The sequence below is a fragment of the Shinella sp. JR1-6 genome, assembly GCF_004284735.1.
In the GTDB taxonomy this organism is placed as follows: Bacteria; Pseudomonadota; Alphaproteobacteria; order Rhizobiales; family Rhizobiaceae; genus Shinella.
In genome coordinates this window covers 99,252-121,119 of the sequence record NZ_SHMI01000011.1, presented here as the reverse complement: position 1 = coordinate 121,119, position 21,868 = coordinate 99,252, and the positions used below count along the sequence as shown (strand labels likewise).

General features: G+C 62.2%; 21 protein-coding genes. 11 read left to right on the top strand and 10 right to left on the bottom strand.

Annotated elements, in window-relative coordinates; genetic code table 11:
• Nucleotides 1-21: 21 nt before the first annotated feature.
• Both EXZ48_RS19575 and EXZ48_RS19570 read right to left on the bottom strand, forming a co-directional pair.
• Entirely contained in the window at nt 22-1,155 is a 1,134-nt protein-coding gene (locus EXZ48_RS19575; protein ID WP_050745661.1) for an ABC transporter ATP-binding protein, read from the bottom strand.
• A gap of 248 nt (nt 1,156-1,403) precedes the next feature.
• Nucleotides 1,404-2,171, bottom strand: coding sequence for an SDR family NAD(P)-dependent oxidoreductase (locus EXZ48_RS19570; protein ID WP_023517073.1), 768 nt, complete (start codon nt 2,169-2,171; stop codon nt 1,404-1,406).
• 127 nt (nt 2,172-2,298) lie between these two features.
• On the opposite strand from EXZ48_RS19570, the gene EXZ48_RS19565 reads away from it, so the two are divergent.
• Nucleotides 2,299-3,429 (top strand): histidinol-phosphate transaminase, encoded by a 1,131-nt coding sequence (locus tag EXZ48_RS19565; protein ID WP_130517725.1) that lies wholly within the window; start codon nt 2,299-2,301, stop codon nt 3,427-3,429.
• Nucleotides 3,430-3,664: 235 nt separating this feature from the next.
• On the opposite strand, the gene EXZ48_RS19560 is transcribed toward EXZ48_RS19565, so the two are convergent.
• The 3 genes from EXZ48_RS19560 to EXZ48_RS19550 form a co-directional block, all read right to left on the bottom strand.
• The gene (locus EXZ48_RS19560) at nt 3,665-5,014 is read right to left on the bottom strand and encodes a HAMP domain-containing sensor histidine kinase (protein ID WP_130517723.1); all 1,350 of its coding nucleotides are present in this window, start codon (nt 5,012-5,014) and stop codon (nt 3,665-3,667) included.
• Nucleotides 5,001-5,678: a response regulator transcription factor gene (locus EXZ48_RS19555; RefSeq protein WP_050745663.1), complete on the bottom strand. Its 678-nt coding sequence runs from the start codon at nt 5,676-5,678 to the stop codon at nt 5,001-5,003. Before EXZ48_RS19555 ends, EXZ48_RS19560 begins: the two co-directional genes overlap by 14 nt.
• Before the next feature lie 163 nt (nt 5,679-5,841).
• Entirely contained in the window at nt 5,842-6,897 is a 1,056-nt protein-coding gene (locus EXZ48_RS19550; RefSeq protein WP_050745664.1) for a porin, read from the bottom strand.
• Between EXZ48_RS19550 and EXZ48_RS34935 the strand changes: the two genes are divergently transcribed.
• The 3 genes from EXZ48_RS34935 (at nt 6,887) to EXZ48_RS19540 (ending at nt 8,529) form a co-directional block, all read left to right on the top strand.
• Nucleotides 6,887-7,030, top strand: coding sequence for a hypothetical protein (locus EXZ48_RS34935; protein WP_156334124.1), 144 nt, complete (start codon nt 6,887-6,889; stop codon nt 7,028-7,030). The two genes, EXZ48_RS19550 and EXZ48_RS34935, sit on opposite strands and share 11 nt — an antisense overlap.
• Nucleotides 7,031-7,261: 231 nt before the next feature.
• Nucleotides 7,262-7,537 carry a hypothetical protein gene (locus EXZ48_RS19545; RefSeq protein ID WP_024270403.1) on the top strand — a complete coding sequence of 92 codons (276 nt, stop codon included), beginning with the start codon at nt 7,262-7,264 and terminating at the stop codon, nt 7,535-7,537.
• Between the two features lie 260 nt (nt 7,538-7,797).
• Nucleotides 7,798-8,529 (top strand): IS5 family transposase, encoded by a 732-nt coding sequence (locus EXZ48_RS19540; protein WP_130517721.1) that lies wholly within the window; start codon nt 7,798-7,800, stop codon nt 8,527-8,529.
• Nucleotides 8,530-8,545: 16 nt separating this feature from the next.
• On the opposite strand, the gene EXZ48_RS19535 is transcribed toward EXZ48_RS19540, so the two are convergent.
• Both EXZ48_RS19535 and EXZ48_RS19530 read right to left on the bottom strand, forming a co-directional pair.
• Nucleotides 8,546-9,607, bottom strand: a complete 1,062-nt coding sequence (locus EXZ48_RS19535) for an aldo/keto reductase (RefSeq protein WP_050745665.1) — start codon at nt 9,605-9,607, stop codon at nt 8,546-8,548.
• Nucleotides 9,608-9,624: 17 nt separating this feature from the next.
• The gene (locus tag EXZ48_RS19530) at nt 9,625-10,710 is read right to left on the bottom strand and encodes a LacI family DNA-binding transcriptional regulator (protein ID WP_024270401.1); all 1,086 of its coding nucleotides are present in this window, start codon (nt 10,708-10,710) and stop codon (nt 9,625-9,627) included.
• A 196-nt stretch (nt 10,711-10,906) separates the two neighbouring features.
• Between EXZ48_RS19530 and EXZ48_RS19525 the strand changes: the two genes are divergently transcribed.
• The 6 genes from EXZ48_RS19525 (at nt 10,907) to EXZ48_RS19500 (ending at nt 17,320) form a co-directional block, all read left to right on the top strand.
• Nucleotides 10,907-11,929, top strand: a complete 1,023-nt coding sequence (locus tag EXZ48_RS19525; protein ID WP_050745666.1) for an ABC transporter permease — start codon at nt 10,907-10,909, stop codon at nt 11,927-11,929.
• Nucleotides 11,930-11,958: 29 nt separating this feature from the next.
• Nucleotides 11,959-12,969, top strand: a complete 1,011-nt coding sequence (locus EXZ48_RS19520) for a substrate-binding domain-containing protein (RefSeq protein WP_023512499.1) — start codon at nt 11,959-11,961, stop codon at nt 12,967-12,969.
• Nucleotides 12,970-13,043: 74 nt separating this feature from the next.
• A complete protein-coding gene (locus tag EXZ48_RS19515) occupies nt 13,044-14,612 on the top strand; it encodes a sugar ABC transporter ATP-binding protein (protein ID WP_130517719.1) in 1,569 nt (522 codons plus the stop codon).
• On the top strand, nt 14,609-15,643 hold the full coding sequence (locus tag EXZ48_RS19510) for an ABC transporter permease (RefSeq protein ID WP_050745668.1): 1,035 nt from the start codon (nt 14,609-14,611) through the stop codon (nt 15,641-15,643). Before EXZ48_RS19515 ends, EXZ48_RS19510 begins: the two co-directional genes overlap by 4 nt.
• 23 nt (nt 15,644-15,666) lie before the next feature.
• Nucleotides 15,667-16,668: a dihydroxyacetone kinase subunit DhaK gene (locus tag EXZ48_RS19505; protein ID WP_050745669.1), complete on the top strand. Its 1,002-nt coding sequence runs from the start codon at nt 15,667-15,669 to the stop codon at nt 16,666-16,668.
• A gap of 4 nt (nt 16,669-16,672) precedes the next feature.
• Nucleotides 16,673-17,320 (top strand): dihydroxyacetone kinase family protein, encoded by a 648-nt coding sequence (locus tag EXZ48_RS19500; protein WP_050745670.1) that lies wholly within the window; start codon nt 16,673-16,675, stop codon nt 17,318-17,320.
• A gap of 126 nt (nt 17,321-17,446) precedes the next feature.
• On the opposite strand, the gene EXZ48_RS19495 is transcribed toward EXZ48_RS19500, so the two are convergent.
• Both EXZ48_RS19495 and EXZ48_RS19490 read right to left on the bottom strand, forming a co-directional pair.
• Nucleotides 17,447-18,052, bottom strand: a complete 606-nt coding sequence (locus EXZ48_RS19495; protein WP_024270398.1) for a nucleoside deaminase — start codon at nt 18,050-18,052, stop codon at nt 17,447-17,449.
• Between the two features lie 83 nt (nt 18,053-18,135).
• A complete protein-coding gene (locus EXZ48_RS19490; RefSeq protein WP_371260141.1) occupies nt 18,136-19,680 on the bottom strand; it encodes a nucleobase:cation symporter-2 family protein in 1,545 nt (514 codons plus the stop codon).
• 780 nt (nt 19,681-20,460) lie between these two features.
• Between EXZ48_RS19490 and EXZ48_RS19485 the strand changes: the two genes are divergently transcribed.
• Nucleotides 20,461-21,099, top strand: coding sequence for a bifunctional 2-polyprenyl-6-hydroxyphenol methylase/3-demethylubiquinol 3-O-methyltransferase UbiG (locus tag EXZ48_RS19485; RefSeq protein ID WP_245462227.1), 639 nt, complete (start codon nt 20,461-20,463; stop codon nt 21,097-21,099).
• Here EXZ48_RS19485 and EXZ48_RS19480 read toward each other — a convergent pair.
• Nucleotides 21,071-21,868, bottom strand: a complete 798-nt coding sequence (locus EXZ48_RS19480; protein WP_130517716.1) for an ABC transporter ATP-binding protein — start codon at nt 21,866-21,868, stop codon at nt 21,071-21,073. The two genes, EXZ48_RS19485 and EXZ48_RS19480, sit on opposite strands and share 29 nt — an antisense overlap.

The window sequence follows — 21,868 nt, the reverse complement described above, 5'->3', positions numbered from 1 at the left end:
CTCTGGCTCAGCCTTCGTTGGTTATCTTGCAAAGACATGCATGTCCCTCGCATTCCAGCCGAGGCGTACCGCGTCGCCCGGGCCGAACTGCAAATGGGATTCGGGGTCGTGATCGAAGACGCGCATCATGACGTCGCCGAGCTGTGGAACCCGGATTTCATAGACGACGCGCTCGCCCTCGAAGATGCAGTCGTCCACGAGGCCATCGACAACGGTTTCGAGGCCATCCAGCCGACCGTTCCTGGGCGCGACGCGGATCTGCTCGGCCCGCACCGCGCCGGTGCCGGCCTTTCCGGTCGCAAGCGTTGCGTCCGCCGCAAGGCCGGCAAGGCGAAGACCGCTGGCTTCGATCGTCGCGCGCGCTCCGGCAAGCTCGACCACCCTGCCCTCGATGAAGTTGGTGACGCCGATGAAGTTGGCGACGAAAGCGTTCGAGGGCGCACGATAGGCATCCACCGGGCGCGCCTTCTGCTGGATCGAGCCACCGTCCATGACGACGATCTCATCGGAAACGACAAGTGCCTCGCGCTGGTCGTGTGTGACGTTGATCGTCGTGACGCCGAGCTCCTTCTGGATACGGCGGAACTCCAGCTGCATTTCCTCACGCAGCTTGCGGTCGAGCGCGGCAAGCGGCTCGTCGAGCAGCAGGAGATCCGGCTCGAACACCAGGGCACGGGCAATGGCCACGCGTTGCTGCTGGCCGCCGGAAAGCTCGTTGATACGCCGGTTTCCGTAGCCGCCAAGGCGGACGAGATCGAGATAGCGCTCCACCTTCTCCGGTATGCGGCGGGCATCGTGGCGGCGCATCTTCAACGGGAAGGCGACATTCTCCCCCGCTGTCATGTGCGGGAAAAGCGCCAGTTTCTGGAACACCATGCCGATAGCCCGGCCATGCGGCGGCACGGCGCTGACAGGCTGGCCATTGATGAAGATCTCGCCGCCGGTCGGGCGATCGAAGCCGGCGATCATGCGCAGCAAGGTCGTCTTGCCGGATCCCGAAGGCCCGAGGATGGTGAGAAACCGGCCTTTCGGCAGATCGAAGGATGCGCTCTTTACGGCATGGACATTGCCGAAGACCATGCTGACATCTTTGACGGAGACCGCAACCCGGTCGAGCGGCTCGGCCGCACGCTGTTCGACATCGACAACGCCCATGACATTCCCCTGTGCTGCCCTACCGGCGACGCAGGGGCGCTGGAAGGCTTCCTCTTGCCACTACGGCCGCGGGCGGGCGACCGAGCATCTTGTAAGGTTGTCTATACATATGCATACAAGCTCCGTCAACCAAATATGCGCATTTTTTGCACTGCAAAACCATCCGCCTAAATTTTGTGCAATAGCGAAAAATCGCCTCTCACGCCTGCCTCTAAAGACGGCGCGAGCGATACAAGGCGCTGGCGCTGTCAGATCGAGGCAAGGTAGCCGCCATCGACCGGAATGCAATGGCCGGTGACATAGGCGGCCGCATCACTGCACAGGAAAACCGCCACACCGCCGATATCGCCTTCACCACCAAAGCGGCGTTGCGGGATCTTGTCCAGCATCCGCGTCTGCCACTCTTCGTTCTCGTAGAACGCCTCCGTCATGGCCGTGCGGAAGTAGCCGGGGGCAATGGCGTTGACGCGAATATTGTGCGGCGCCCACTCCGTGGCAAGCGCCCGCGTCACGCCGAGAAGACCCGATTTTGACGCTCCATAGGGCACAGCCGTCGGAATGCCGACATAGGAGGTCAGCGAGCAGAGATTGACGATCGCGCCGCCACCGGACCTGGCCATGATGCGGCCCGCCGCCTGCGCACAGAAGAAGGCGCCCTTCAGATTCGTCGAGAGGATCGATTCCCACAGGGCCTCATCGACATCGAAGGAGGGGCGGACATTTTCGAAGCCGGCATTGTTGATGAGGATGTCGAGGCCGCCCAGCGCATCGGCCGCCACGGCCGTCACGGCCGCACTGGCCTCCACGTCGCGGACATCCTGCACGAGCGCCACGCAGCGCCGTCCGGCTTTTTCCACCAGCGCCCGGGTCTCCGCCAGCCCCTCAAGCGCACGCGCCGTGACGGCGACATCGGCCCCGGCTTCGGCAAGCGCCACCGCAATGGCCTGGCCGATCCCGCGGCTGGCCCCGGTGACAAGCGCGCGGCGGCTGGAGAGATCGAAGATCGGACGGTTCATGGCGGCACCTCGATTGACTTCCTGCCAGAGGACAGCACTTCCGCAAGAAAATGTCTATACATATATACAGATCAAAATTCCGGGCGTATGAATGCGGCATGGCAAACTGATCGCATGGAGCCGCAAAATGGCAGACCCTTCAAGCCTGATCCGCGGAGAAATCCGCTCTATCCCGCCCTACAATGCCGGTCTGACGCTCGAAGAAGTGCGGGCCACGTATCAGGTGGACACCATCGCCAAGCTCGGCTCCAACGAGAACCCCCTTGGCCCCTCGCCGGCCTTGCGACGGCTGTTTTCCGACATCGGCGAACTCGCCCGCCTCTATCCCGATCCGCAGGGCCGCGCCCTCTGCACCCGGCTCGCCGCCAGCTTCGGCGTCGATAGCCGGCAGGTCATCCTCGGCAACGGCTCGGAAGACCTGATCGGCGTCATCTGCCGCTCGGTCGTGCGCCCCGGCGACACAGTCGCGACGCTCTACCCCTCCTTCCCGTTGCATGAAGACTATACGGCGCTGATGGGTGGCCGGATCGAGCGCGTGCCGGTGACCGAGAACCTGACCATCGACATGGCGGCGCTCCTTGCCGCCGCAGCCCGCAAGCCGCGCATGCTGATGTTCTCCAACCCGATGAACCCGGTCGGCTGCTGGCTGACACCGGACGAGCTGGCGGCAGTCATCGCCGCGCTCGACGCAGAGACGCTGCTGGTCATCGACGAGGCCTATGCGGAATATGCCGCCGGCGACGACTATCCGTCGGCGATCGACATGCTCAAGGGCAAGGATATCCCCTGGGTGGTGCTGCGCACCTTCTCCAAGGCCTACGGCCTCGCGGGCCTGCGTATCGGCTACGGCGTCGTCAGCGACACCGGTCTCTGCGATTTTTTCAACCGCGCCCGCACCCCGTTCAACACCAACGCAATTGCCCAAGCCTCGGCGGTCGTCGCCCTCGAAGACCTGGATCACCTCGCGCAATCGGTCAAGAGCGCCCTTGCGGAACGGGAACGGCTGAAGACGGCCCTCGCTGCCGCCGGCTACCGGATCGCGCCGTCGAAAGGAAACTTCCTCTTCATCGATGCTGGAAAGAACGCTTCGGATCTGGCCGTGGCGCTGCTGAAGCGTGGCGTCATCGTCAAACCTTGGAAGCAACCCGGCTTCGAGACATTCATCCGTGTCAGCATCGGCTCGCGGGAGGAGAACGACCATTTCCTTCGCGCACTTGCGGATGCGGAGGGCGTGGACGCGGCGAAATCTGCCGGGTAGCCAAAGACGAGAACATCGTCGGGAGGCTTTCCCAACTCGCTTCGACGTGAGGACGGCGATCCACCCCGGACAAACGCATGCCGCCTGCCCGAGGAGGTCAGTCTCGAGCAGGCGGCAGTGGAAACGGTATGGGCAGGTCTCCTCCGTATCCGCGCCAATGATAGTGCGCGGACTTTGTGGCAGTTCGGCGGGAAGCTTACAAAAATTCAAACTGGCGAAGCGTGGACCGTCCGGATCAGCCGGCAGATGGCAGGCGCACGGTGCAGACAAGCCCGGGCGCATTGTCGGACAGGGCCACTGTGCCGCCGTGCAATTCACCGATCGCCTTGACGAGGCTCAACCCGAGGCCGGTTCCCGGCGAATTCCGGCTCTTGTCCAGCCTGTAGAAGCGGTCGAAGACCTTCCCGCGCTCGCGATCGGGAATGCCCGGACCGTTGTCGGATATGACAAGATGCACATGGCCGGGCGTGAGACGCGATGCGATTTCGATCGTCGTGCCTGGCGGCGTGTGGCGCAGCGCGTTGGTGAGAAGGTTCACACACAATTGGCGGATGAGATCGGCATCGCCAAAGACAATGGCCGCGCCGTCGCATTCAAGATGCAGGATGTAGCCGTCATCCTCCGCAATCGGCCGAAACGCATCGTGGATATCGGCAAGAAGGGTTTGCAGATCGAAGAACCGGAAATTCGTGCGGCGGTCGCGCGCCTCAATCTGGGCGATCCGCAGGAGAGCATCGAAGGTGGTCGAAATGCCGGCGAGCTCCGAGAGCGCGGCACTTGTGAAGGCGCGGCCGCTTTCTGCATCCTGCGCTTGCAGGGACTCGTCCAGCATCAGAAAGACCCGGCCGAGCGGCGTCTTCAGGTCGTGCGCGATGTCGGTCGTCACCTGCTTCAGCGCGGTGACGCTCGATTCCAGCTGCCCGATGGCCCCGTTCAGTTCCTTGGCCAAATGATCGACTTCATCATCCTGCCGGGAGACTGGAAGCCTGAGGGCAAGTTCGCCATTGCCAATCGCATGGGCGACCCTGACCAGCCTTCGGACGCGCCGACGCAGCCGCCCGGCAACGAGGATGGCGCCCCCGGTCCCAAGGCCGAAGGAGATCGCCGTCGCCCAGCCGAAGCTGGTCGTCACGATCCGCGTCAGCCTGTCGGTGTCTTTGTAGCTCACCCCCACCGTCAGGGCATAGTCACCAAGGTCGCCGCGATAGAGCTTGTAGGCGAGTGCGCCGTCGTCCGAACGCGCCGGATTGAGGCTCGAGAACCCCTTGCCCGCCTGCGGCAGTTCGGCATTTCCAGCGAGAAGCCGGCCGCCTGGATCCCGCAGATTGTAGACGGATTCCTCCCCCCGGATCGCCGGCCCATGGCTCTTGATCATCGTGACCGCCGCGGCAACGCCCCCCACGTCAAAGGCGGAGGAGATTTCGCGAAACCGCTCCAGGACACTGGCATTGAGGCGATCGTCGAGGAAATTCAGCACCATGCGATGGGCGATAAGATTGGCACTGAGATTGGCAACCGCGAACAGCATCATGTAGGCGGCGGCATGCTTCAGCGCCGTACTGCGCAGGAAGCTACTGCCGCGCATGCAGGGAATATCCGTTGCCGCGCACCGTATGCAGAAGGGAGCGGCCATAGGGCTTGTCGATCTTGGCCCGCAGCCGGCTGATATGGGTCTCGACAACGGTGCTCTGCGGATCGAAGTTGAAGTTCCAGATCCGCTCGAGCAGCATCGTCTTCGTCAGAACCCGACCTTCATTGCGCATCAGAAGCTCCAGCAGAGCGAATTCGCGCGGCAACAGCTCGATCGGTGTACCGGCGCGCTCGGCGGTCCGGCGCATCAGATCGACCTCCAGGTCTCCCACCTTAAGGCGCGTCTTTTCCTGGGAGAGTGGGGGCCGGCGTGTCAGGGCGCCGATCCGCGCCATCAGTTCGGAAAACACGAAGGGTTTGGCGAGGTAGTCGTCAGCGCCGGCCTGCAGACCTTCGACCTTGTCGTCGATACCGCTCATCGCGGTCAGGAACAGGACGGGTGTCTGGACATGGGCCGAGCGCAGCGCCTTGACGAGGCTCAGGCCATCGAGGCCGAGGACCATGCGATCGACGATCATCACCTCGTAGGTGCAATCGAGACCAAGTGCCAGCGCATCCCGCCCATCCGTAACATGATCCACGACATGCCCCTCCGAGGAGAGGCCCTTGACCAGATACGAGGCCGTCTTGCTGTCGTCCTCGAGTAAAAGAATCTTCATTCAGGCCCTCATGCTTCCACCGGGCGAAGCGCAGATGGAAGCAGCGCCGCCCGCCAGATCGATTGCGGGTTGTTTGGACGAAACTGAGACAAGCTTGTTTACAAATTTGTGATATATGCGAAAGGCTTCGGGACCGGGCACCAAGGGCGCCCGGTCTTCATGGTCAGAACTTGCGCTGGAAGCGGAGCATGCCACCCCAGGCGTCGGCGTCCTTGCGGTCGAAATTGTCCATGTAGAGAACCTCCGGCGTGACGGTGAAGCCGTCCACGACTTTGAAGTCCACATTGGCGACCGCAGCGAAATTGTCGGCTTCGTCATAGGAAAGCTGGGTGTTCAGCACGAATTTTTCAGCCAGGGGGGCGGAAACGCCAGCCCAGAGCGCGTAGTCGCCGGACCAGGCAGCGAAACGATTCGGCCCGCGGTCGCCATCAGTGTTCCAGCCGGCCATGAAAAAGGCAGAAAAACCGCCGAAGGATCCGTCAACACGGGCCTTGATCCCGCCTTCCTTCATCGATTCGTCGTAACCCGCGACGAGCTTGACGCCATAGGCGCCTGCCGAATAACCGATACCGACCACGAAATCGGGCATGTAGCCCTTGCCCTCGCCGCGGTCGTCTTCGAGGCTGAGCACGCCGGTGAGACCGTTACCATTGTCATAGTTGTAGGCGATGAAGTTGGTCTCGAACGGTCCGTACTTCGTCACCCAGTCCTGAATGACATTGCCGGCATAGTTCGTGTATGTCGTGAATGCGGACTCGCCCTTACCGACACGGAAGCCATAGAAATCGATAAAGGCCTGGTAGAGGAAGATGTCTGTACCGGCATCATAACCCGACGAGGCGTAGTTCGGGCCTGCATAGCCGCCGTGATAATTGAATCGAATCTCGGTATGCGTTTTCAGCGGGCCATACTCCGTATCGGACGCAGTATCGATGCGGAGCAACGAACGGGAACGGGCATCGAAGGCATCGCCATCGCCGTCAAGATCGGTGTCACGGCCGAGCGCCTCGCCGCCCTGAACGTCGAAGCGGACATAGCCGCTGAACTTCAGGCAGGTTTCCGTTCCGGGAATGTAGAAATAGCCGTTGCCGAAGGCATCACAGACGCGGACATATTCCATGGGTTCCGGGTCGGCGGCGACCACGGCATCGGCCGAGTAGGCAAAGGAAGAGGTTGACGCAGCAGCGGCGGCCAACAGGACGGTGCGAATGGATTTCATCTTTCACCTCAAGAAGAGCAACTACCCCAATGTCGGGGCCGCTCCACTTGGCGCGCCCAAGTTTTCGGCAGATTTACCTGAAGTTTACAGCACTGTAAGCCGGGCGCTCGGCGAGAGATTGTTGTATTTTTGATACATTTCCTCTGTCATCTTGAAAGAGAATGGATCACTCAAGACAACCGGCGGGGTTCGCCTTGCGCCTGGACAGAAAGAAGCATCCATGAGCACATATCCAGACAAAACAAGTCCCGCTTTCCCGCACTATGCTTTGACAAATTTGTAAGCTTCACGCGATGGGGGCGTGAAATCCGCTTCGTACTGTCCTCCTGCTGCAACGAAGCAGCGCTATGACGAGGACAACACCATGACCATCAAGATCGCCACCATCACCCTCCTCCTCTTCGCCGCCGCCTCGGCTTCGGCATCGGCCAACAGCGGGATGAACGCGACAAGCAGCGTGCTGGGCAGCATCGTCCAGGGACACGGCAAGCCGGGCGATACCGCCCGCTCGCTTTCCGACCCCGACGTCACGTTCCGCGTACTCGACAATGGTAAGGTCGAACGGACGAACGAGCGGCTCGGCACGGTCTCGATCACGAATCCGAAGACCGAGTGGACCCGGACCTCGCGCAGCAGGTAGGATGACGGCCAAAGGCACCGCACGCGTAATCCCGCGCCTGCAAGACTACCAGCAGACACTGACTTTGCTATCCTCCCGAGCATAATCAATAATTTATGGCGCCTCCCTCACATGCAGGATCATCTCCGCATGCGAGAGAAGCGCCATAACTTGCCGCAACCGGATCCTTACATATCGCCTAGGCTCAGGACCTATTAATTTGGATTGAGATGTGATTCAGGATCTCTGTTGAAGGAGGCTGTGATGGGTGATCTTTTGCGCTGAGCGAGCGCCAGATGGCGCTGATATCGCCGTTCCTCCCGCTGTCGCACGGTGTTCCGAGGGTTGACGACCGGCGAGTGATCAGCGGCATCGTCTATGTCATCAGGAACGGCTTGCAGTGGAAGGACGCGCCGATAGGGTATGGCCCGCACAAGACGCTCTTCAACCGCTTCGTCCGCTGGAGCCTAATGGGCGTGTTCGACCGCATCTTCGCTGGCCTTGCGGGTGAAGGGCCAAAACCCGAACGCATCATGATCGACGCAACTGAAGGCTCATCGCACCGCGGCGAGCCTGCTAAAAAAGGGGATATTTCCCGTCGTATCGGGCGAACCAAGGGCGGGCTGAACTCCAAGCTCCACACCGTCTGCGACGGTGACGGCCGGCCGATCATCTTGCTCCTGTCGCAAGGCCAGATGAGCGACCACAAAGGCGCGCGCCTCATGCTTGATGCCCTGCCGCCGGCCGAACACCTCATCGCCGATCGCGGTTTTGACAGCGCCTGGTTCCGCCAGGAGCTCGAAGCCAGAGGCATCGAGCCCTGCATCCCATCCAGTCGCAGCCGCAAAGTCCCATTCGCCTACAACAAGACGCTCTACCGTCAGCGCCACAAGGTCGAGAACCTGTTCGCCAAACTCAAGGATTGGCGGCGCATCGCAACACTCTACGACCGGTGCGCACACACATTCTTATCCGCCATCTGCATCACAGCCGCCGTCATATTCTGGATCTGATCAACGAGCCCTGAGCCTAGATCATGCCGAGATCTGCGTAGCTGTCGTGCAGGGCCTGGTCGCCAGCACTGAAGCGCGCGGCGGCGAAGTTGTGCTGGTGCCAGTAAGGGTAGATGTAAGGTGGGCGGCTGACCTTGTTCAGCGCGTCCAGCTCCTCCTCGCTCAGCTTCAGATCGACAGCGGCGATGTTGTCACGGAACTGATCCTCGCTGAGGCCGCCGACCACGAGACTTGTAACGGCAGGGCGCGAGAGGGTCCAGGCCAGTGAGACCTGTGCCACCGAGACACCACGGGTTTTGGCGATGACCTCAAGCGCGTCGACGATCGACCACAGGCGCTCCCGGTCCCGGATCGGTGGTTCGCTCCAACCGACGGCCTGACGGGAATCGGCAGGCGCCCTGTCGCGTCCGAAGGCACCGGAAAGCAGACCGGCGGCGAGCGGGCTCCAAACCATGACGCCGAGGCCCTGATCGACAGAAATCGGCAGAAGCTCGTATTCGGCTTCGCGTGCCTCAAGCGTGTAGTGGATCTGCTGGGTCACGAAGCGCGGCAGGTTCTTCGCCTCCGCCAAGCCGAGCGCCTTCATGATGTGCCAGCCGGAATAGTTGGAGCAGCCGACATAGCGGATCTTGCCCTGCTGGCACAGTGTATCGAGTGCCGACAGCATTTCTTCGACCGGTGTCACACCGTCCCATTCATGCATGAAGTAGATGTCGATGTGGTCGGTCTTCAGCCGCTTGAGGCTGCGCTCGCATTCGCGGATGAGATGGTAGCGCGACGTGCCTTCATCGTTCGGCCCATCGCCGATACGCATGCGGGCCTTGGACGAGATCAGCACCTTTTCGCGCTTGTCACCGAGCGCTTCGCCGAGAATTTCCTCCGAGCGACCGAGCGAATACATGTTGGCCGTGTCGAAGAGGTTCACACCGCCGTCGATGCAGCAGTCGATGAGACGGCGCGCTTCGGTGACACCCTGGTTGGCGACCCGGGCAAAGGCGCCGACCCCGCCGAAGGAGAAGGTGCCCATGGCGATCGCCGAAACCTTGAGGCCCGTGCGGCCGAGCGTCCTGTATTCCATGATGCTTCTCCCAGGTTCTATTGCGCCGGCTGCCGGGTTTTGCGCTTCGGGCGCTCCGGCACCGTCTTCGAGACACCGTGCTCGTGGCTGGCGCGCAGAACGAGCTCCGCGCCAACGAGGATCTTGACCGGCGGCTGAGGCTCGGCGGCGGCGATGAGGTCATCGAGCACGGTGACGGCGAGATAGCCGATCTTGCGCTTCGACACGTCGATCGTCGTCAACCCCGGTTCCATCGTCGCGCTCTGCGGCAGGTTGTCGAAGCCGATGATCGAGACGTCTTGCGGAATCGAAATGCCATGTTCGCGAAGTGCGCGGATGAAGCCGTAGGCGATGATGTCGTTCGTGCAGAAATAACATTCCGCAAGATCGAGCCCGGCCGACAGCAGCGCGCGCGTATCGAGATAGGCGCCGTCATAGGTCGATTCCACCGAGAGGATGTCAGCCCCGTTCACCGGCAGGCCCAGCCGCTCCATGTTCTTGAAGAACGCTTCGCGGCGCAGGCGGAAGTTGGTCGTGTCGACATGAGAAGCGACAAAGCCGATACGCTGGAACCCCTGCATGCGGAAACGCGAGAGCACCTTGTAGACCGCATCCTCGTTGTTCATATCGACGAAATTCGCTTCGAGCACGTCATAGAACGTATCGATGAAGACGGTCGGGAAACCCAGGCCCTGGATAAGCCTGATATCGGCTTCCGTCAGCTCCGTACCGAGCGCGATGACGCCTGATATCGGCGCGCCGGCCAGCGATTCCGCCACCGTGCTGATCGGCTGGCCCTCGAAGCTCACGACCTCCAGCGTGTAGTTGCGCCGTGTCGCCTCGGCGGACATGCCGTCGATATAGTCGGAGATGAAGACGCTATGGTCGCGGTTGACGGTATGGCCATGCTTGGCGATCTTCAGGAAACGCAGTGTTTCGCCGGGCTCCGCACTGCTTCGCGTTGCCCGGGGTACGTAGTTGAGGTTTGCCACCGCCTCCAGCACCCGCGCCCGCGTCACGCCGGAAATCTCTCCCTTGCCGTTCAATACGAGCGAAACCGTCGCGGGCGATACGCCTGCCGTCTCGGCAATATCCCTGATGGTCGGTTTTCCCGGTTTCTTCATGCGGAGATGCGGGCCTTTTCATGCTGCGACTGCGAACAAGTTTACTAAACGATTTAGATGAACTTTGCGAGACCTAGGGCAAATCGACCCCGTTCGCAACCAATTTTCCGCTCCGACGGGGCTTGTCAGGCCAAAAGTCCTTTGCTAGCGTTTTAGTGAAGCTAGACTTTGTTTAGTAAACAAATGGGAGGAAATCATGCAAAAAACCGGCAGACAGCTGGCGATGCTTGCTGTCATAAACGGCCTTTTGCTGGTGGCGGGCGCCCTGATTTCCGGCGGCTCGTTCCTTTCCCTCTTCAATCTTCAGTCCATGGCAAGCCAGGTTCCGGAAATCGGTCTCCTGGCCATCGGCGTGATGCTCGCCATGTGCGCCGGCAATGGCGGTATCGATCTTTCGGGCATTGCGCTCGCTAACCTTTCCGGCGTCCTGTCGGCTGTCATCGTCTCGTCGTTTATCTCGGCGGCGGAAAGCGGCACGGCCTTCAGTCTCGCCTTCATCCTGGGCGCCCTCCTCGTCGGCCTTGCCGGCGGCATCATCAACGGTGTCCTCATCTCTCGGCTGAACATCACGCCCATCCTCTGCACACTCGGGACGCAGATGGCCTTCATGGGGCTCGCCGTGGTCGTCTCCGGCGGCAAGGCCGTGACGGTCGGCAGCCCCGCGCTGCTGTCGGGTATCGGCAACGACATGATCGCCGGGGTTCCGATCGGCTTCCTCGTCTTCGTTCTGGTCGCAGCCGCTGTCGCCGCATTGCTGAAGTTCACGCCCTATGGCCTGTGGCTGATGCTGATGGGCACCAATCCCAAGGCCGCCGTCTATGCAGGCTTTCCTAGGAACGGCGTGATCGTCGCCACCTACGCGATATCCGGCCTGCTGTCGGGCCTTGTCGGCATCATCATCGCGGCACGCAACGTCAATGTGAAGTTCGACTACGGCAGCTCGTACCTGCTCATCGCCATCCTCATTGCCGTGATGGCCGGGGTGAAGCCGGAGGGCGGCTATGGGCGCGTCGTCTGCGTCGTCCTCAGCGCCATCGCCCTGCAGCTCATGTCGAGCCTGCTCAATTTCAGCGGCCTTTCCAATTTCGTGCGTGATTTCGCCTGGGGGCTGCTGTTGCTCACCTTCCTGGCCGTCGGCCGCTACGACATCGCTGGCTTCCTGTCCCCGGGACGCCGCTCGCCAACCCCTTCGGTGCCTGTCCCTCAAACGCCGAAGTGAAACAGGAGGGAAAATTCGTGGAGGAAAACATGAAATCGTTTTCGAAGAAGGTACTGGCTGGAACCACAGTTGCGGCCGTTGCGCTTGCCGGCTCGATCGGCACGCTGGTCGCACAGGAAAAGCCGGTCATCGCCACCGTGGTCAAGATCAGCGGCATTCCGTGGTTCGACCGCATGAACACCGGCGTCGTGGCTTATCAGGAAGCCAATCCGGACGTCGTTGCAAGCCAGAGTGGCCCGGCAACAGCGGACTCGGCCCAGCAACTGCAGATCGTCAACGACCTCGTTGCCAAGGGTGTCAACGCCCTTGCCGTCGTGCCGATGGACCCGGCCGTTCTGGAAGGCACCTTCCAGCGCGCCATGGAGCGCGGCATCGTCGTCGTCACCCATGAAGCCGATAACCAGGTGAACACCCATGCCGACGTCGAGGCCTTCGACAATGCAGACTATGGCTCGGCCCTGAACGAACGCCTCGCCGAATGCATGGGCAAGGAAGGCAAGTGGACGACCTTCGTCGGCTCGCTCGGCAGCCGCACGCACATGCAGTGGGTCGGCGCCGGTGAGGAGAATGCCAAGAAACATGCCGGCATGGAACTCGTCGATCCGAACAACGAATCCTTCGACGATGCCAACGGCACCTATGAGAAAGCCAAGGAAATCCTGCGCAAGCACCCCGACATCAAGGGCTTCCAGACCTCGGCGGGCAACGACGTGCTCGGTGTCGGTCGCGCTATCGACGAAGCGGGTCTGAGCGGCAAAGTCTGCCTCGTCGGCACCGGCCTGCCGAACCCCTCGGCCGACCTGCTGGAATCCGGTGCCATCACGGCGATTGGCTTCTGGGACCCGCAGAAGGCCGGCATGGCGATGAACGCCGTCGCACGCCTGCTGCTGGAGAAGAAGGAAGTCACCGACGGCATGGACCTCGGCGTCGAAGGTTACAACAAGGTCTCGGTCAAGCAGGGCCCGGGCAAGGGCCTGCTGATCCTCGGCAACGGCATGGTCCTCGCCGACAAGGCGACCTACAAGGAACACCTGTTCTAATCGACAAACCGTCAGCCGGCCGGAAGGTTCCCCTTCCGGCCGGGATCGTCCGGCGTGGCAAAACGCCGGTCAGCATGAGGACAATTTCCGTGGCGGCACAAGCACAAACAGCGCAGCAACCGGCAGCGCTCCTTGAACTCAGGAACATCCAGAAGTGGTTCGGCGGCGTCCATGCCCTGCGCGGCATCGATCTGACGCTCCATCCGGGCGAGGCCTACCACCTTCTCGGCGAGAACGGGTGCGGCAAGAGCACCGTCATCAAGATCATGTCGGGTGCGCATGCCCCGACGTCAGGCGAGATCGTGCTGGGTGGCGAGACCTTTGCGTCGCTGACACCGATCCAGTCGCTCGCCGCTGGCATCGAGACCGTCTACCAGGATCTGTCGCTGCTGCCCAATCTGACGGTCGCCGAGAACGTCGCGATGAACGAGCAGCTGGTGAACGCCAGCGGCCGTCTCGCACGTCTCTTCGATCGCAAGCGGTTGAAGGAAACCGCGGAGCGGGCGCTGGCCGCCGTAGGCCTGCCGAGCGACCGGACCTTCCTCAACACCATCGTTTCCGACCTGCCGCTCGCCTCCCGCCAGCTTGTCGCAATCGCCCGGGCCATAGCGACCCGCGCCAAACTCGTCATCATGGACGAGCCGACCACGTCACTGACACGCAAGGAAGTGGACAACCTCATCCAGGTCGTCGAGCGCCTGCGCACTGAAAACGTCGCCGTACTCTTCGTCACGCACAAGCTGGACGAATGCTATCGCATCGGCGGCCACGCCGTCGTTTTCCGGGACGGCCAGTGCGTCGCTCAGGGGCCTATCGAAACCTACAGCAAGAAGGAACTCGCCGAACTGATGACCGGTCGTTCCATCGATGCCCAGCGCTACCGCACGGGCAAACTGTCAGACAAGGAGCTGCTCAAAGTGGAGCGGCTCGTTGTCGATGGCGTGCGGGAGATGAGCTTCTCCCTGAAAAAGGGCGAAATTCTCGGCATTACGGGTCTTGCCGATTCCGGCCGCAACGAGCTTGCCCTGGCCCTGACCGGCGTTGCCCCTGCCACAGGCGGCACAGTGACACTCGATGGCAAGGTCGTTTCCGTCCGCTCGCCTGCGGAAGCCATCGCGCATGGTATCGGCTATGTCCCGGAGGACCGGCTTGCCGAAGGTCTCTTCCTGGACAAGTCGATCTTCGAGAACGAAATCGCCCTCATCGTTTCGCGCCTTGCCAATTCGCTTGGCGTTGTCGACCGGGAAGAAGGACGCGGGATCGCCGCCCGTCTTTCCGAGGAGATGCGGCTCAACACGAAGAATCTCGATCTGCCTGTCGGGGCGCTCTCGGGCGGCAACCAGCAGCGCGTGCTGATCGGCCGGTGGCTGAGCATCGCACCGAAACTGCTGGTGCTGCACGGGCCCACCGTCGGCGTCGATGTCGGCTCCAAGGACACGATCTATCGCGTCATCCAGGCCCTTGCCGAAGCGGGCATGGGGCTCGTCATCGTCAGCGACGACCTGCCCGAACTCCTTCAGAACGCCGACCGCATCCTCGTCATGAACGGCGGCCGGGTGGTCGCGGAAATGGGCGCCGGAGAGGCAACCGAAGACCAGCTCTACAAAGCAATGCTGGCGACCACGACGGAGACCATGCAATGAGTGCCTCACGAACCGATGAACTCCACGGCACCGCCGGCCCGTCGCGTTCCTTCAGCTTCAGCGAACTCGTGCGCCGCCGACCGGAAACCATCACGTTCCTGCTCCTGGTCGCAATCTGTGTCGGCGTCACCATCGCCAACCCGGCCTTCCTGCAACCCTCGACGCTTATCGACATCGGCCGCGCCAGCGTGGTCATGGGGCTTTTCGCGCTCGGCGTCTTCATCATCCTGGCGGCAGGCGGCATCGACGTGTCCTTCACGGCGATCGCGGCCTTCACCATGTATTCGATGACCGTGCTGGTGCAGACCTATCTGCCGAACCTGCCCATCGCCCTCATCATTCTCATGGCGACGGTCGGCGGCGCGGCGCTCGGCATTGTCAACGGCCTGCTCGTTCATCACCTGAAGGTGCCATCGCTGATCGTCACCATCGGCACGCAGTATCTCTTCCGCGGCTTCCTGCTCTCCTTCATCGGTACGGTCTGGATCATGTCGCTGCCGCCGCAGATGGGCAGCTTCGGGCGCATGCCGCTCCTGCAGCTCGAATCCGCCAATGGCGCATTGATCACGCTGCCGTTCTACTTCCTCGTCCTGCCCATTGCCGCCTTCGTGACCTGGTGGATCCTCAACCGTACCCTGATGGGCCGCGCCATCTTCGCCGTCGGCGGCAATGCCGACATCGCAAGCCGTCTCGGGTACAACTTGCGCACCGTGCATGTTTTCCTGTTCGGCTATGCGGGCGCGCTCGCGGGCCTTGCCGGCATCATCCATGTCTGCGCCAACCGGCAGGCAAATCCCTTCGATCTCGTTGGCACCGAGATCAACGTCATCGCGGCCGTCGTACTCGGCGGCGCGCGCATCACCGGCGGCACCGGCACGGTCCTCGGCACCCTACTCGGCGTGCTCCTGATCGTTGTCATCAACAGCGTGCTCGTCATGGTCGGCATTCCCAGCACCTGGCAGCGGCTCGTCGTCGGCAGCTTCATCCTGCTGGCTGCCGCCTTCTTCGTCACGCGCCAGCGCAAGAAATAATCCCCAATTCCCGGAGCAAGAGCATGAAGAAGTTTCTGAACGACCCCGTCAATTTCGTCGACGAGATGCTGGAAGGCATCTACAAGGCGCATCCCGCCGTCACCTATACGGCCAACGACCTGCGCTGCCTGGTCAGCGCAAGAACCAAACCCGGCAAGGTCGGCATCGCGACCGGCGGTGGCTCGGGCCACCTGCCGACCTTCCTCGGCTTCGTTGGCGAGGGCATGCTCGACGGAGCGGCGGTTGGCGGCGTCTTCCAGTCGCCCAGCGCCGAGCAGATGTACCAGGTAACGAAGCATATCGATCAAGGTGCCGGCGTCCTCTATATCTACGGCAACTACACCGGTGACATCATCAATTTCGACATGGCTGCCGAACTTGCCGATCTTGACGGTATCGTGGTCAAGCAGGTCGTCGGCAATGACGACGTCGCCTCCTCGGTGGTCGGGGAGGAACACAAGCGCCGTGGCGTCGCCGGCATCTTCTTCATCTACAAGACCGCCGGTGCAGCGGCCGCTGAAGGCCTCCCGCTCGATGAGGTCGCGCGCCTTGCCGACAAGGCACGGCTGCATACCCGCACCATGGGCGTCGCACTCTCCAGCTGCGTCGTTCCGGAAATCGGCCACGCCACGTTCTCCATCGGTGAAGACGAGATGGAAATCGGCATGGGCATCCATGGCGAACCCGGCATCAGCCGCAAGACGCTGGCGCCGGCCGATGCGGTCGTCGACGAGATGATGGAGCGCATCTTCGCGGAAACGGACTACAAGTCCGGCGACAACGTCGCCGTGCTTGTTAACGGCCTCGGCGGCACGCCGCTGGAGGAGCTCTACATCCTCTTCCGCCGCGTCGCGCAGCTTCTGGAAGCGCGCGGCGTTACCGCGAAACATGTCTGGATCGGCGAATTCGCCACTTCGATGGAGATGGCCGGCGCGTCGATCTCGATCCTGCATCTCGACGACGAGCTCGACCGCCTTGTCGCCGCTCCGGCCAACACGCCGTTCTTCCAGCATATTGCAGGGTGAAACGATGACGATCGAGACATTGAATGCCGCAGGCCTGATCGACCTTTTCAAGAGCTGGAAGGATCTCTTTTCCGAACAGCGTGAATTTCTCATCGCGCTCGACGGCAAGGTAGGCGACAGCGACCTCGGCATCACCATGAGCAAGTCCTTCGCCGCCGCTGCCGATGCATTGGAGGCAGAGGGCGAAGCGGCAGGTATCGCCAAGCTCCTGCGTACAGCCGGGGCAACAATGGCCCGCACCGCTCCCTCCACCATGGGTACGTTGACGGCGACCGGATTCCTGCGGGCCAGCAAGGCCGTTGAGGGCAAGGATGTGCTGGAAACGGCGGACATGGCCGCCTTCTGGCGCGCCTATCGCGATGGCGTTGCCGAACGCGGCAAGGCGAAGGTCGGCGACAAGACCTTGCTTGACGTGCTCGACCCGATTGCGGTGACACTGGAAGCACAGGCCGTTGCCGGCGCTTCGCTTGCCGATGCGCTCAACGCCGCGGCAGACGCCGCCGAGCAGGCGCTCGAAGCCACCAAGTCCCTGCTTGCCCAGCATGGCAAGGCCGCGGCCTTCCAGGAAAAGACCATCGGCCTGCAGGATGCGGGCGCGACAGTGGGGGCTTCCCTCATCCGCCGCATGGCGGACTTCGTGGCAAGCCGGTAGAGACTGCTTCCGGCGAGCCGCAGCGCATGTGCCTCGCCGGCTCGTCGCTCCGACCGGATGTCGGGGCCCCAACGCCAAACGCACCACCGGCGGGACAAGCCGCCGGCGGCGCATCCGGGGGAGGTATCAGTTGAGGGGGATGGCGTTGCCGTCCTTGCTTGTCTGGTAGACGACCGAGAGATCGTCATATTTCAGCCGGATGGCCTCGGCGCGTTCCTTGAACTGCGACCGCTGCGGCTCGGGAAGACGGTCGATCAGTGCGTGGATCGACTGTCCCTTCCAGAAGGCATTCGTCCTGTTGTAGCCGCCGGCGTCGAGCGTGAAGACCTCCTTCAGGATCTTCAGGTCGTGCGGGATGGAGAACGCGTCGCGGGAATCCTCGTGACTGAAGAAATAGAAGAAATTGTCGAACCCCGCCCAGGTGATCGCCGACAGACACATCGAGCAAGGCTCGTGCGTCGACAGGAAGATGAGGTCCTTGGAATCCGGCCGATCGCATTGCGGCATCTCGTAGAACCGCTTCAGGGTGTGGACCTCCCCGTGCCACAGCGGGTTTTCCGTCTCGTTGTTGGTCTCGACGAGCACCGTGGACAGGTCCGACTTGCGCAGCAGCGCCGCGCCGAAGACCTTGTTGCCGGCAGCAACGCCGACCTCCGTGGTGGGGATGATGCCGTCCTCCATCGTGCCGAACAGGGCATCGAGCAGGCTTCGGGTTTCGGTTTCTTCTGACATTGTGTCTCCGTTGGTGTCGTGGGGAAAGGTGGTCCGGATCAGGGACAGGGCACGATCCGGAGCCAGGGGAGTGTCGGGCGCCCTCAGTGCGCAGCCTCCGGGATCATCGGGATCTCGACGCCCTTGGCGTCATAGAGCTTGCCATTGAGGAAGTAGTCGCCGTCATGAAGCCGGGCGATATCGGTGTAGCGGATCGTTCGCTCGGTGGCCGCCACGAAGACGGACTGCTGGTCCGAATTGCCGGCCTTGACATGGTTGAACAGTAGGTTGAGGACGATCGCCATCAGGGCAGCAGAACTGATGCCGGAATGGAAGATCGTCGCGACCCAGGCGGGAAAGTGCTCGTAGAAGCCGGGCGAGGCGATGGGGATCATGCCGAAACCGATCGAGGTCGCGACAATCACCAGGTTCATGTTATTCTGGTAGTCGACCTTTGAGAGGGTTCGGATGCCGCTGGCCGCGACCGTGCCGAACAACACGATGCCGGCGCCACCGAGAACCGAACTCGGCACTGCCGCCACGACACGCCCCATGACCGGCAGCAAGCCGAGGATCACGAGGAAAAGGCCTCCGGTCGCCACCACATAGCGGCTCTTGACGCCGGTGACGGCGACAAGCCCGACATTCTGCGCAAAGGCGCTTTGCGTGAACGAGCCGAAGATCGGTGCGAGAATGCTCGACAGCATATCGGCGCGCAGGCCATCGCCCAGGCGGCGCGAATCCACCTTCGTCTCAACGATCTCGCCTACGGCGAGAATATCGGCCGATGTCTCCACCAGCGTGACGATGATGACGATAAGCATGGAGATGATGGCGGCGATCTCGAAGGTCGGGTAGCCGAAGTGGAAGATGGTCGGCAGCGCGAAGAAGGGACCGTTCGACACCTGCGAGAAATCGGTCATGCCGACGGCATAGGCAATGCCTGTCCCGATCACCAGCGCGAGCAGGATGGACAGCCGCGAGATCGAAGCGCTGCCGACCTTGCTGAGCAGGAGAACGATGGCCAGTGTCACAGCGGCGAGCTGGATGTTGGCCGGGCTACCGAAATCAGGCGAGCTGCTGTTACCGCCCATGGCCCAGAAGGCGGCGACCGGCATCAGCGTCAACCCGATCGTGGTGATGACGATGCCCGTGACGAGCGGCGGGAAAAAGCGGGTGATGCGCGAGAAGACCGGGGTGATCAGCAACCCGATCAGCGAAGCGGCGATAACGGCGCCCAGGATGGACGGAATGCCGCCATTGCCCGATATCGCCACCATCGTCGCAACGCCGGAGAACGAAACACCCTGCACCAGCGGCAGGCGGCTGCCGAAGAATGGCAGTCCGAGGGTCTGCAGGATGGTGGCAAGGCCGCCGGCAAACAGCGATGCCGTGACCAGCAGGCCGACATCGCTCGGGCTCAGTCCCGCGGCCTGGCCGACGATCAGCGGTACGGCGACGATACCGCCATACATCGTCAGGACATGTTGAAGCCCATAGGCGATGTTGGCGCCGACGCTGAGTTTTTCGTCTTCCGGGCGTGCGACGGTTGCACTTTCTTCGTCTGCATGTGCCAAGGTAAACTCCTCCCTACCTTTGCTTGCGTTGAATTCTGCGATTTGCCCCGTTTCAGTCGATTGCTTCGGCATGGCGCCGGGGCGCTGGCGCATGCCGGAACCTCACCTCTCGCCGGCGCTCCCTGCCGGTTGCAGTACTGGCGCGCGCGAAAAACCCGATGGCACATTGCCAAGCAGGCGCTGAGCGGACGGCAACAAAGGCGCCGAAGCGCGGCCCCAGGCGCGGCCCAAACAACAGTCATCTGGAAAGAGAGTATTTCTCTGCATGCCCCACCAGTTTCCACAGTTGGACCGGTCGGTTGACCGGTTTCGCTAGGACCCTGTTCCAGGAGGTGCGAGCTCCGGATCGTCATCAACTTGCGTTGAGCGGGGCATTTCATGTGAGGCCTAAACCTGCACTGTTACAAATCCTGCATTCTTTTAGCCGAGCCTGTCAAGCGCCAGCGCTGATCACCGAGGACGCAAACGAGCGCCCCCCCATTGGCAGGACGCAGCGGCGTGCCCGGCAATGTGTAGCCAAATCAAGGTGTCCCAGCCTCGAGGCCGCGCTCCATCCGATCGCATCTTTGCAGAAATGGCAAAAGACCTTCAGGAAAACGGACCGGCAACGCGCGGTCGACATTGCCAGAGAGGGGCGTCGCGGAGCGCTGATGCAGGTCGCGGATTTCGGATCTGATTGCGATGCCAGGACTATCTTGGCCGGCAGCCCGTTGCGCACATGAATGGGGCTACCCGCAGGAGTCCCGTTGCTCTAGAACGCCATCACGACGAGGATTGCACCGGAGGTTTGCCGTGAGCCAGAACAACAAGACCATCACCACGTGGTATGTCGATCCGGACGCTGAGGACCGGATGTCGGATGGTCATGCGCCCATCTGGCGGCACCTGATCGATCTCATCTCCGAGCGCGACCTCAGCCAGAAAAGCGTGCTCGATTTCGGCTGCAACCAGGGCGGCCTGTTGCGGCATCTCTATGCCATCAGGCCCTTCCGCAAGGCGCTCGGCATCGATATCGCCGAGCAGTCGATCGCCAAGGCCGAGGCATTCAAGGGCAATATTCCCGTCCAGCACGCTGTCGGCGGAACGCTGGGCCGCTGGATCGAGGAGTTCGATCTCGCGCTCAGCCATGAGGTGATCTATCTCGTTTCCGACATCGACGCCCATGCCGCCGATATTTTCAAGGCCCTGAAGCCGGGTGGCGTCTACTACGCCGTCACGGGCTGCCATACCGACAATCCACTCTGGCCGAAGTGGCGCGATCTCGTCGCCCAACGTACCAACACGGTTGTGCAGGACCGGTCGATCACCGACTATGCCAGGGCGTTTTCCAAAGCCGGTTTCACGGTCTCGGGCCGCAAGCTGGAATACGATGGCTTCATCCCGTTCTTCGAAGACGGCTGGACACCCGACTTCGCCGACGCGCTCGACTACTACACGCAGACCAAGATCGTCTTCCGGCTGGTCAAGACCCCAGCCGGTGCAGCGTCGTAAGCTCGACGTCGAAATGGGGCGGCTTGTCGGGCGCGACCTCGACGAACCGCCCTTTCACCCGGAAGGTCCGTTCAATCAGGCCGCTCTCGGCGAGCGCCCGCGGCGCGCCGTCGAAACGAAGCGCGCCCTTTTCCAGAAGAGAGATGCGGTCGCTGACGGCGATCGCCTGGTTGATGTCGTGGATCGCCATCAGGATCGTCACGCCGCGCTCGCGGCTGAGGCGGTGCACGAGGTCGAGCACCTCCACCTGGTAGCCGATGTCGAGGAAGGATGTCGGTTCGTCGAGAAGCAGGATGCCCGCCTCCTGCGCCAGCGCCGCCGAAATCCAGGCGCGCTGGCGCTCGCCGCCGGAAAGCTCCTGTAGCGTCCGGTCGGCGAAGCGCGTGAGGCCCGTGCTTTCAAGCGCCCATTCGATCGCCGCCTCGTCCTTCCGGTCATAGGAGCGGAACAGGCCGACATGGGGAAAACGGCCTTGCCGGACAAGCTGGGCGATCGTCATCTCGTCGGGCGCTGCCGGCTGCTGCGGCAGGAAGGCGAGTTTTTTCGCGATCGCGCGCCGCGACATCGCGGCGACGGCGGTGCCTTCGATCTGGGCTTTGCCGCCTGATGGTGTGATGAGACCGGCCAGCACTTGGAGCGCCGTGCTCTTACCCGAACCGTTCGGGCCGATGAGGGCGCGGATTTCGCCCTTTTCCATCGACAGCGAGAAATCGGTCAACGCCTTGCGGCGACCGTAGAGGACCGACAGGTGTGAAGCGGTGAGCGGCAT

Excerpts from the sequence above, each read along its gene's own strand:
- EXZ48_RS19565 (WP_130517725.1), top strand. The coding sequence starts at position 2,299 with ATGGCAGACCCTTCAAGCCTGATCCGCGGAGAAATCCGCTCTATCCCG.
- EXZ48_RS19510 (WP_050745668.1), top strand. The coding sequence starts at position 14,609 with ATGAGTGCCTCACGAACCGATGAACTCCACGGCACCGCCGGCCCGTCG.
- EXZ48_RS19545 (WP_024270403.1), top strand. The coding sequence starts at position 7,262 with ATGACCATCAAGATCGCCACCATCACCCTCCTCCTCTTCGCCGCCGCC.
- EXZ48_RS19495 (WP_024270398.1), bottom strand. The coding sequence starts at position 18,052 with ATGTCAGAAGAAACCGAAACCCGAAGCCTGCTCGATGCCCTGTTCGGC.
- EXZ48_RS19560 (WP_130517723.1), bottom strand. The coding sequence starts at position 5,014 with ATGCGCGGCAGTAGCTTCCTGCGCAGTACGGCGCTGAAGCATGCCGCC.
- EXZ48_RS19520 (WP_023512499.1), top strand. The coding sequence starts at position 11,959 with ATGAAATCGTTTTCGAAGAAGGTACTGGCTGGAACCACAGTTGCGGCC.
- EXZ48_RS19505 (WP_050745669.1), top strand. The coding sequence starts at position 15,667 with ATGAAGAAGTTTCTGAACGACCCCGTCAATTTCGTCGACGAGATGCTG.
- EXZ48_RS19500 (WP_050745670.1), top strand. The coding sequence starts at position 16,673 with ATGACGATCGAGACATTGAATGCCGCAGGCCTGATCGACCTTTTCAAG.
- EXZ48_RS19550 (WP_050745664.1), bottom strand. The coding sequence starts at position 6,897 with ATGAAATCCATTCGCACCGTCCTGTTGGCCGCCGCTGCTGCGTCAACC.
- EXZ48_RS19480 (WP_130517716.1), bottom strand. The coding sequence starts at position 21,868 with ATGCCGCTCACCGCTTCACACCTGTCGGTCCTCTACGGTCGCCGCAAG.
- EXZ48_RS19525 (WP_050745666.1), top strand. The coding sequence starts at position 10,907 with ATGCAAAAAACCGGCAGACAGCTGGCGATGCTTGCTGTCATAAACGGC.
- EXZ48_RS19570 (WP_023517073.1), bottom strand. The coding sequence starts at position 2,171 with ATGAACCGTCCGATCTTCGATCTCTCCAGCCGCCGCGCGCTTGTCACC.
- EXZ48_RS19535 (WP_050745665.1), bottom strand. The coding sequence starts at position 9,607 with ATGGAATACAGGACGCTCGGCCGCACGGGCCTCAAGGTTTCGGCGATC.
- EXZ48_RS34935 (WP_156334124.1), top strand. The coding sequence starts at position 6,887 with ATGGATTTCATCTTTCACCTCAAGAAGAGCAACTACCCCAATGTCGGG.
- EXZ48_RS19530 (WP_024270401.1), bottom strand. The coding sequence starts at position 10,710 with ATGAAGAAACCGGGAAAACCGACCATCAGGGATATTGCCGAGACGGCA.
- EXZ48_RS19555 (WP_050745663.1), bottom strand. The coding sequence starts at position 5,678 with ATGAAGATTCTTTTACTCGAGGACGACAGCAAGACGGCCTCGTATCTG.
- EXZ48_RS19485 (WP_245462227.1), top strand. The coding sequence starts at position 20,461 with ATGTCGGATGGTCATGCGCCCATCTGGCGGCACCTGATCGATCTCATC.
- EXZ48_RS19575 (WP_050745661.1), bottom strand. The coding sequence starts at position 1,155 with ATGGGCGTTGTCGATGTCGAACAGCGTGCGGCCGAGCCGCTCGACCGG.
- EXZ48_RS19490 (WP_371260141.1), bottom strand. The coding sequence starts at position 19,680 with ATGCCGAAGCAATCGACTGAAACGGGGCAAATCGCAGAATTCAACGCA.
- EXZ48_RS19515 (WP_130517719.1), top strand. The coding sequence starts at position 13,044 with ATGAGGACAATTTCCGTGGCGGCACAAGCACAAACAGCGCAGCAACCG.